At 28.6% G+C, this 10,215-nt stretch carries 12 protein-coding genes; all 12 read right to left on the minus strand.

Features of this window, described 5'->3' with window-relative positions:
- Positions 1 to 676: NUMOD1 domain-containing DNA-binding protein (locus tag ACI3VO_RS15410; RefSeq protein WP_439758764.1), on the minus strand; the 676-nt coding region annotated here is incomplete at its 3' end.
- Positions 677 to 957: 281 nt separating this feature from the next.
- A complete protein-coding gene (locus ACI3VO_RS15415; RefSeq protein ID WP_439758765.1) occupies positions 958 to 1,464 on the minus strand; it encodes an AAA family ATPase in 507 nt (168 codons plus the stop codon).
- 13 nt (positions 1,465 to 1,477) lie between these two features.
- Positions 1,478 to 1,963, minus strand: a complete 486-nt coding sequence (locus ACI3VO_RS15420; RefSeq protein WP_439758766.1) for a hypothetical protein — start codon at positions 1,961 to 1,963, stop codon at positions 1,478 to 1,480.
- Positions 1,957 to 4,143 carry an anaerobic ribonucleoside-triphosphate reductase gene (gene nrdD / locus ACI3VO_RS15425; RefSeq protein ID WP_439758767.1) on the minus strand — a complete coding sequence of 729 codons (2,187 nt, stop codon included), beginning with the start codon at positions 4,141 to 4,143 and terminating at the stop codon, positions 1,957 to 1,959. Before nrdD ends, ACI3VO_RS15420 begins: the two co-directional genes overlap by 7 nt.
- The gene (locus tag ACI3VO_RS15430) at positions 4,143 to 4,904 is read right to left on the minus strand and encodes a hypothetical protein (protein ID WP_439758768.1); all 762 of its coding nucleotides are present in this window, start codon (positions 4,902 to 4,904) and stop codon (positions 4,143 to 4,145) included. The genes nrdD and ACI3VO_RS15430 overlap by 1 nt, the downstream gene beginning before the upstream one ends.
- Positions 4,901 to 5,185, minus strand: a complete 285-nt coding sequence (locus ACI3VO_RS15435) for a hypothetical protein (protein ID WP_439758769.1) — start codon at positions 5,183 to 5,185, stop codon at positions 4,901 to 4,903. The genes ACI3VO_RS15430 and ACI3VO_RS15435 overlap by 4 nt, the downstream gene beginning before the upstream one ends.
- A 179-nt stretch (positions 5,186 to 5,364) precedes the next feature.
- Positions 5,365 to 6,435 carry an LAGLIDADG family homing endonuclease gene (locus ACI3VO_RS15440; RefSeq protein ID WP_439758770.1) on the minus strand — a complete coding sequence of 357 codons (1,071 nt, stop codon included), beginning with the start codon at positions 6,433 to 6,435 and terminating at the stop codon, positions 5,365 to 5,367.
- An 88-nt stretch (positions 6,436 to 6,523) separates the two neighbouring features.
- Positions 6,524 to 7,615 carry a hypothetical protein gene (locus ACI3VO_RS15445; protein WP_439758771.1) on the minus strand — a complete coding sequence of 364 codons (1,092 nt, stop codon included), beginning with the start codon at positions 7,613 to 7,615 and terminating at the stop codon, positions 6,524 to 6,526.
- Between the two features lie 51 nt (positions 7,616 to 7,666).
- On the minus strand, positions 7,667 to 8,059 hold the full coding sequence (locus ACI3VO_RS15450; protein WP_439758772.1) for a hypothetical protein: 393 nt from the start codon (positions 8,057 to 8,059) through the stop codon (positions 7,667 to 7,669).
- 91 nt (positions 8,060 to 8,150) lie between these two features.
- Positions 8,151 to 8,690, minus strand: a complete 540-nt coding sequence (locus ACI3VO_RS15455; RefSeq protein WP_439758773.1) for a hypothetical protein — start codon at positions 8,688 to 8,690, stop codon at positions 8,151 to 8,153.
- Between the two features lie 236 nt (positions 8,691 to 8,926).
- Positions 8,927 to 9,286, minus strand: coding sequence for a hypothetical protein (locus ACI3VO_RS15460; protein ID WP_439758774.1), 360 nt, complete (start codon positions 9,284 to 9,286; stop codon positions 8,927 to 8,929).
- Positions 9,246 to 10,073, minus strand: coding sequence for a hypothetical protein (locus ACI3VO_RS15465; RefSeq protein WP_439758775.1), 828 nt, complete (start codon positions 10,071 to 10,073; stop codon positions 9,246 to 9,248). Before ACI3VO_RS15465 ends, ACI3VO_RS15460 begins: the two co-directional genes overlap by 41 nt.
- Between the last annotated feature and the right edge of the window lie 142 nt (positions 10,074 to 10,215).

A 10,215-nucleotide genomic window follows, 5' to 3' on the forward strand; every position in this document is an offset into this window, starting at 1 on the left:
TTATGTTATTAGGATCATATTCAGATTTATATATAAAAACAAAATTTTTTACCTGATGACGTTTTTTAAGACATACTCCTCCTATACCAGTTAAGCTTATTCCAGTAGCACTAGAAGCTTCTGTAATAGAGGGATATTCCGCTATAAAGTTTCCTTTTAAGTCTAATTGTACAACAGCTTTTGATAATGGATTTTTTCCTCCTCTATTATTATAGTTCGGATTTTCTTCGCCAAATAATTGTTTTCCAAAATATTTAGATCTATTTCCATAACTTTGATATTTATCTAAATTAACTTTTATTCTTTCAGAAATATTTTTTCTATCTTCTTCAGTAAAAACTCTTCCAGAAACACCGTCTCCTCCATCAGTTAAGTTTACTAACTTTCCTCCGAATTGTTTTCTGCCAAATAAAGATATTAATTCTTTTTCTCTATCAAAAGCTTCCTTTTCAGTTAAATTTATTTTATCTATTACTATATAATATCCATGTTTATTAACTACATTCTTCCACCAATTATTTCTATCTAAGTGCTGTAAGCATCTATCCAATTTTCCTTTTCCTACATAAAATACTTCTTCTTCGTCTTCTGTCTTGTGAAGATAAGTTTTATACTTATCTTCTTGTTGTTGCATGAATAATTCTTGATTATGAATTTTAAAATAATTCTTGTACATATATTTAACATTTTAAATTACTAAAATGCAAATATACATACAATTTCTGAGACTGTAAACAAAAATGGCCCCTTTTTCGGAAATTAATTATTTCCTACTCTCTTTCGAGATAGTCGATGAACCTTCTTCTATAATACTTTAGAAGCTTGGCTGCGGATTGCCTAATCCTATTAGTTTTTACTATATAATAGACGTTACTCTATTTGTAATACTATATATTACTATTAGACACAGTATAATAGGCTCTAAAGGGTTTCCCGCAATTTAAGGGTCTTAGGCGATTATTCACCTGCAAACACAACTTTACACTTAAATTCCCTACATTTTTTTAGTAATAAATCAAATAAATCATCATTAATCATTGATGCTTCATCTATAATTACTATACCTTTATAAGGAATTGCACTATTTTTACTATCAAAAGCTTCTTCTACTTTAAATAGTAAATCTCTATAATCTAATTCAAAAATTTCGATATTAGGAGATAATGATAATAGTTGATGAAGAGTATATGTCTTTTTAGCATCTGTTAAAGCTTCAAGTACTAATTTAGCTCTATGAGTAGGTGCTGCTAAGACATATGGTAACTCCTCATCATCTAAATACTCTATAAATTCTCTTAGAATCGAAGTCTTACCTGTTCCTGCTCCTCCAGAAAGAGTTATGCAATCATCTAGTCCAGATACAAACTCCTCTAATTTATTAAGAGCATTTATTTGTTCCTCTCCTAATTCTAATTTCTTTGTATTAGATTTTACTAAGAAATTAAAATTATCTAAATGAGACATATTAAATATATATTTATTTTCTGAACAAATATGTTATATCTACTAACTCATATTTATCAATTCCTTTACATTCTACTTTATACATCTTCTGGTTAGTAGTTTCACAATTTAGAGGGCCAAATTCTTCTATATAAGGCCCCAATTTGATATAATCAAAATTTTTTAATTGGATATCCTTACTTAATTCTTGTCTTCCGCTATACCAAGCTACTTTTAAATTTAAATCTTTAACATATTTAGCTAATTTATTAATAGTATATGGCTCAGAGTCTCCTCCCATAAAACAAACACAAGAAATGCCTTCATTTGTATCTATAAGAGTTTGAAGTTCTATATATCCTCCATCGTAAATAATGTCTAATGGTTCACCAATATCTTTAGCTAAATAAGAGCTATGACATCCTTTGCAGTTACACGGACAATTACTTATATTAATACATAGATTAACTTCATTAGGAACTTCTGCAAATGTTACTGCAGTTTCTACATACTTTAACATGACTCTAAGTCTTTTTGAATTATATCTTTATTAGTTCTAATTCTAGTTGTATTTTCTATTTGTCTACCAGATGACCAGTTAGCTATTTTTGTTAAATATCCAATAATTCTATCATATTTACTTATATGTGAACTTCCACATTTTGGACATATATCAATTGGAACTTTAGTTATAAATCCACAATCATCACACTCAGAATTAGGAATATTAAAGGTTAAATATTTACATCCTACTTTAGCTGCATAATTAAGAATCTTTTTGTATTGTTCTTTAGATAAATGACTACTTAAATTTAAATGAGCTGCACTTCCTCCATCTAGTAGATTGGCTGCAAAATTAGAACTATGTAGTATAATTTTATCTAATATAGAAATGTTGCTATCATTAGGTTTAAATACGTAACTTGCATATAAATTAGTATCTTCTGGAACCCAATATCCATCTTTTTTGTCTCTATTATAAAGTTTAATAGCAGCAGACTCTCCCGGAATTTGTTCTGTATTAAACTGAGTTTTAGTTGTTTTGTGCTTTAAATTCTCTTCTTTAATAGTTTTAAATATTAAAGAACAAAAATCCTTATACTCCTCATTATTATTACATGTTATTCCTAAAAATTCAGCAGCTTGATTCAATCCAGATATTCCAATAGTAAGATATTGTTTATTTAAATCAATGAATCCAGCATCATAAGCATTAAATAGCTTACTATCTTTAGCCCACCACATTAATTCATTATATGCAGTATGATATTTATAAACTCTATCTAATATATTGATTATATATTTAGTTAAATCTTCCTTTAAATTTGCAGTTATGGTATTAGATTTCCAAATATTAGAAATATTTTTTAATTTATCCATCTCATCCCTATACCAATCTTGAATGATTCTATTAAGATTTAAAGTTATAACATTTTTTGAACCAGTCATAACTCCAATTTGGCCATTAGTAAAGCTAAAGGTATTATCTTGAATAGCGTTAGCTAATCGGCAACAAGATGATAATGAATCTACACTATTAGATAAATAGAGAAAAAATGAATTTCCTTCTGAATATTCTTGTGAGATAAATTCAAAAGTATCATTATCTTTAAATTCTCCATTTTCTACTAAGCAAGCATAACTACATACTGGAAAAGTAAGAATACACTTTAATCTTTCTTGATTTAACCAATGTAAATAGTGTCTTTGAAGTTTATTAGTAGATTCCCATAATGGTCTAGTTCCATCTGGAAAATAAAATTCTCCAAACATTCCTTCAAAGAAATATTTATCAAAGAAACTAAAGTTTGTAAAAGGAGATTGCATTCCTCTAGATCCAGCTATTTGATTAATACTATAAGTTACTTGTTGAAAATATTGTTCAATTTGTGATTTAATAGTTTTCTCTCGTTTGCTTATAGAATCTATTTTCAAATCATAGTTTAAATAGTAATCATCCCCCCATTCTTTTCTACAGAAATAATCCATATACATTAGAAATTCTGGAGTAGCTACTGCGCCTTTTACTTCAGAAGCTAATGCAAACACTAAATTACAGTATATTCCACAAAAAGAATCAATATTCTTAGGAACTGCAGATTTACCTCCAAGATCTTTTAATCCATTTAATAGAAATGGATACATAGATACTGCCATACAATAAGGCATTAATACTTGAGAAGAAGAATCATGAGCATACAAGACAGTTTTAAAGTCATTTCTCATAATTTTTATATCAAAATCTGGATAAAGTTCATGTACTTTATTTTCCCAGAGTTCCATATTAGTCCCCTGATTATCTTCCTTATGTATTTCAGCATTTAATACTCCAATTCCATGAGTACCTACGTTCGAATTATCGTCTATAGTAGCATTAGCTGTATTACTTGATTTTATAAATTTCTTTATAAACTCTATATTCTTTTTAGCTTTCTCTCTCTTCTGTTTATGCGCTTCTCTATAAAGAATAAATGCTTTAGCCTCCTTAAGATGATTACAATCAAATAAAGTTTGTTCTATTTGATCTTGAATTTCTTCTACGTCAATAAAATCTCCTTTTAAATAAAGTTCATCTTGAATTTCTTCCCATAAATCTTCAGTAAATTCTGATCCAGTTGCTTGAAAAGTTTTTTGTATAACTTTCTTTATTTTGTTTAGATCAAACTCTTGAGTCGATTTATCACGTTTAATTACAAGCATTATAATTCAAGTATATTTTTTAGTAATAGAGTTTTCTCTGCTTTGTTAACAATATCTTTGTTATCATCTGTAATTATCTGAGTAAAAGCATTATAAACTGTAAACATATCTACTTGATCTATATCTTCACTTATATAATAAGGAGATTTAGCGTCTATAAATAGTTTCTTGAATGCAGTCTTGGGAGAAGAATCAGCCAAACTTACTTTTCCATATCCTTCATCATAACTTCTTGTCATAGAATTATAAACCCATCTTCCTAATTCTCTTTGTATGCTCTCCTTATCTCTACCGAAGAAAGTGCTAGATAATTTATCTAACCATACTTTAATATCATTTGTTTGTTCCATTAAGGTATTTATAGGCTTATAATCAATAGCTGTGTTAGGTTCAAGTTCCTGAACATTAAGAAATGAAGGATTAAATATGCACAAATTGGTACAGGCACAGTTCAGTGCCCCACGATATATCTTCGCAACAGGTTTTCTAGCGTCAAGTCCATATAAAAAGCCTATAACCTCATCATGGTTATCATATACCTCATTCATTACTGCTTGAATCCATACTCTATTGTATGTAATATCTTCAGTAGAATCAAGTTTAGTAATTTGATCTGGCAATCTTACTTCTACTCTGAAATCATCAGTGAACTTACTCATTCTCTCTAAAAAAGGCTCTACATAGCTTCTAGTTGGCAAATACTCTCTATCTTTAATAATAGTTGCCTTTCCTTTTAATAAATCTTCAATACTTATTTTCATTTCTTTAACTCAATAGTTCCATTTAATAATACATCTCCTTCTACAATATGATAATTAACATGAGGAGCAGTATCTCCAAAATTATACATACAATAATCTGATGATCCAAAGAATGATCCTACTTTCCAATACTTAAATAATTTTCCTCTTGTCATAGCTTCATTATGAAGATCTCCACTTACTACATTTACATACTTTCTAAGATCATGCTGAGAATTAATATATTGAGTAAGGAAAACTTCTGTCTTTGAATCCATAACCACAGGTAATCCTTTTTTCATATACTTACTGTCTTTCAGTTATGTTATCACATAGCTTTTTATCTATGTTTCTATATCTTCTTATTCGATATAGCTCAGCGTACATTTTCACCTTAGATATATCTTCATATCCTTAGGGCAAACCACTCTTGGAGATATTTTATTCTTATTATTTTATAATAAGTTTCAATCTCTACGCGTTACGATGGCACAGACTCTTTAGTTTCTGTACTTATCTCGGTATTAACATCACAGTCTTCACCGATTTTGGTTTGTAATTCTTTATACGATTTCTCGTATAAACGGCAATGTTCCTTATATTTTTCATATTTTCTATCAAGATAAATAGTAGAATTATTATATATTTTATATAAAAAAGTTAGTGCAAAAATTGAATTTATACTAAAATACATAGTAATTTCCCCTAAATTATTATGATTATGTTTTAATTCCGAAGATAATTTTAAGAATTTTAAAACAGAATTTAAAAAAGATTCTGTACCTAAAACTTGTATAGTTAAAGTTTTATATTCTCCTTTTGTTTTAGAAACATATCCGTCTCCATCAAAGTAACCTCTAATAAAATGTCTTACTAAAGAGGTATCTTTGAAAATATTTAAATTAGGAAATTGTAAAGTAAGTGATTTTCTTGGAGTACACCCATAGTTATTTAAAGTTTCCCATAAATGTTTACTAGATAAACATACTCTACATCTGGAATATTCTACTCCGTTAGTAATCACTTTTGTTTTCTTTAAAGGAGTATTATAAGATATGAAATCAGCAAATTTTTGCATATGACCCATATCGTCTCCTTTAGCACATAACTCAAAATTATAATCTATTCTTCCAGAATCCCTTGGTTTGGCATTATAAATATACCCATCAGCATAAATATAACCTAACCAATAAGCTTTTTCTTCTGTATCTATAGAATCAAATATATACTCATTATATGCTTTTTCTCTTTTACCTTGTTTTTCTGGATCGAATACTCCTAATTCTTTTAATTCAGCTGTTAAGGATTGTCCGTTTATTCCTATTTTTTTGGCAATACATCCAGGAGATATAGACATTTCCTTATATAAGTCAACAGCTTGTTTAAATTTCTTAGTGTTAATTCCAGTTCTTAATTTTTTAGGATAATATCCTAAATTATCTAAATATTTTACAAAAGAATCTTTATCTTCAATATATCTATTACAAAATTTAGATATATTATCTTCACTATTTAAAAATAATTCTGCTAATTTATCGTAGTTTATTTCCATAAAAATATTATTAATATTTGTATTTAATTATCTAATACAAAGATATTAATAATCTTCCACGGAAACAAGAAAATAATGTTAAAATAAGTTAAATTTTACCATGAGAGATAATATATGAGAAGTCGTCTACATCATATCTAAGGAAAAATGAATCAGCTACATTAGTCTCAATGTTAGGATATTGCATCTTTAATAGAGTAGCTACATACTTAGAAGTAATCCATCCTGTATCTCCATCATGATTGCCATTTACTACAGATTGATAAGAATAATTCTCTGCTAAATCAAGCTCTATAAGTTTTTGGAAGAAATAAGTAATAGCATAAGCAAAATTATTAATTTGATCTTTATTACCCATTGATTGTGGCATATAGTGATCTCTTCTAGCGGTTTGGTTGTCTATTCCATCAATAGCATCTCCTCCATTAACTACTACAATCTTATAAAACCTTCCTAATTTAGATAGATATTGAAGTATAGTGTCTAATCTGTCATAAACTTCATTTAAATCATAATTATTAGGATATAAAGATCCATACTCTACTTTTGCTCCAATATGCATATCAGCTAAGAATAGTATTAGTGTTTTCTTATTATCAGCTTTAGTAATTTTAAGAGGAGGTCTATTAAATTTAATAGGATTCTCAGCAGATTCTCTTAACATAGATTCAAAGAAATCTCTATAATCTCTCAAAGAATTAATTTCAGATGCCATTTTATTAAGACTATTCTTAAAGTCTCGTTCCTGTCTAGCATCAGCATATTTAAATGCAGCTCTCTCTTTAAGACTCATTCTATAATTAGATAGTTGTTCCTCATTCATTTCCTCTAACATATGAGGAGCAAACCAAGCACTATCTTTAGTAAGTTTAAATGCTCTAAATATTTTCTTGATTTCTGATAATGTAAATCTTGGAAATTCATTAGCTACATTTCTTGCTGTAATATTTCCTCCATAATAAGTATAGAGTCCGAAAATCTTCTCTGCATCTTCTCTAGAAAGTTCTGTATTAAAGTCTTGAGAGTCCCTAACCTTTACATTTACTTTATATTTTACTATCTTACCTTTTCCAGAATCTAATTTTACTGTATTACTTCTAACAATAGTTACTGATGCTAAATTCTCTGACTCATTAAAATCTTCTACCTCTGTGCAAATTTCCTCATTAAATGTACTCATATTTTATCAAATTTCTTTGTTTTATTATAGTTTATAAATAATAGAGAAATTTTAATCTAATAATTTCTCAATCTCTGTTTTTAAATCTTCTCCATTGTATTCAGCAAGAATCTCTTTTAATTTTGCCTTTAAATCAGGTTCTGGAAGTTCATCTGTATATTCTTCCTTAAATTGCTGGTTACTTCTAATGAGAGTATTTTCTAATAACTCTTCAATATTGGTATCTGGAGTATCCCATCTTTCATTTATTACATCATCATATAGTTCCATTACCTCTTGATATAAGGCATTCTCTATATCATGTTCTAGTTTTATTTTTCTAATAGTATTGTAGATATAATTACTAGCGTGACCACTACTAATACTAATTTCTCTTATATTCAACCTATTTTGTTTTGCTTCTCTTAATAAATCTATCACTTTATGATAGGTACTTAATCTCATGGCCATATTAAAATCTTGTTATATTATAAAAACAAAAGAGGGCTACCTAAAATTAGATAACCCTCCTATAAACTATTACGAGAGAAGTAAATTAGTCTTTCTCTACACCGAAGAAAATATAATGTCCCTCTTTTGCACTCTTAGATGGAGCATAATCAGTTGTGAATGCCACAGGCTCACCTTCTAATACCTCCTTTGCGTAAGTACAAATGATAGAACCTCTGAAACCTCCATCAGTGTATAATTTCTTTGCAAGCTCTTGCGCTTTCTTCTTATTCTCTGTAGTCTTAGCAAGCTCCTCTCCAGTCTCCTTATCCTTCAAAATATAAGTAGTTACATACTTACGCTTACCTTTCTCATTGACTACATCATTCATCTTATAGGGACGCTCTCTTGTGTCAGCAGAACCAGCACGATAAGTAATCATACAAGCTATACCGGGAGCATTCTTAGTATGCTTCTCCAAATAGTCAGCACAGAATACTTTAAACTCTTTATCCAAGGGAGAAGGCTCTCCAGCCTTTTTCCATGCTTGTGTTGCATCACGTTGTACGAAAAATGTGTCCTTTACTTGATCAATTGCCTCTGCTTTTGTATACGCCTTTACTTCTACTCTCTTAAAATTTGCCATAGTTTTTACATTTTTAACATTAATTCATTATTTAGTAATCTCGTTATTTAATTATGCTACAAAGATAATACATAAAAGCATAATTTCCTAATCTTTAATGTTAAATATTTATAATCTCTTTGACTTCTCTATTAACTTTTGAAGAGTGGTACAAAGATACTATAAAGTGCTGATCTAGCAAAATAAAATAGACAAAAAATTCGTTAAATAAAAATTTTGTCTGACAATCTTGTTACTTAAAATGGAAGCCAATTATCCAAAATATTATTTATTTGTGTTACCATTTCTTGTGCTGACTTGCAACCACATGTATTAAATATCTTCACATTATACATAAAGTCTTCACAAACTATAGCTAAACACTTTAAATAATCATCTGGAAAGTTTCTTCCATTTGTTACTTTTAATAATACCTGATAACAGCTAGCATCAGGATTCTTTTGTCTAGCTTTATCAGTTAAAAATCCTACTAATGAGATTAATCCGAATTTATTATTAATATCTGCTCCAATACTTCTAAGACTAAAGTATTTAGCATAGATACTCCTTAATTCTTCATAACTCGGGTTCTTTAATATCGTATCCATATTGCTCATGATATGCTACTCTCTTTAATAATTCAGAAAATTCTGACATTCCTCTACTTATATGAGTATTTAATACTTTAAATACTCCAGAATTAAACGGAGGTACTGTAGAGATTAGTAACATATTTGATTTTATATTTATAGATTCATCTTTACCTAGTAAAATTCTAAGCATCCATCCATATATAGCCATCTGACGATAGTAGTGGAACTTATAGAAGCTATTTTGAAACTCAGATACATCATGACCTGTAGTCTTTAAATCATTAACAACTAATAAGTTAGCTTCTTCATCTAATGTATAGTTATCAACTTTAGCTTTTAAAGATAAGATTCTTTCATTGCCATCTGGATATATAGCTTTTACATCTAATAAAATACAGATTTCGTTATTAGACTCTGGATTACTTATTATTCCTTCTGGGTGTAAAATTCTTTGAATATCTTGATTATTTTGAATAGATTCAAGACACTTTTTTAATTTTACTCTAGATTTTTCATCTAAAAATATAGGCTCTCTCTTATCAGTATTATTAAGTTCATAATCTAATCTTTGACTATAATAATCACTAATTTTACTTCTTAAAGTATCAGCCTTCTTTTCATCCATACTATCTTTATAATAATCTATTTTTTTAGATGCCTTTACTATATTCTCAAAAGAGATACCTTCTCCTTTACGAAAAGATGGATATAATTCATCTGCCATTAATCCAGCTTTAGCAGTAGGTCTATTTACACCTTCTACTAAAATAAAGTCATCTGGCTGCAATGTAAGACAATGAACAGCACTCATACCACTATAGATTTCTCTACTAATAAAACTTTATTATTTGTGGTCTGGACTATGTCTTCATCCTTTATAAGGATGCACCTGCATCTAGTCTCTGGGGCTGAATCTATTATTAGTTTCACAACATATAATAGCCTATGCCTCC

The organism is Intestinibacter sp. (assembly GCF_051866655.1).
Taxonomy (GTDB): domain Bacteria; phylum Bacillota; class Clostridia; order Peptostreptococcales; family Peptostreptococcaceae; genus Intestinibacter.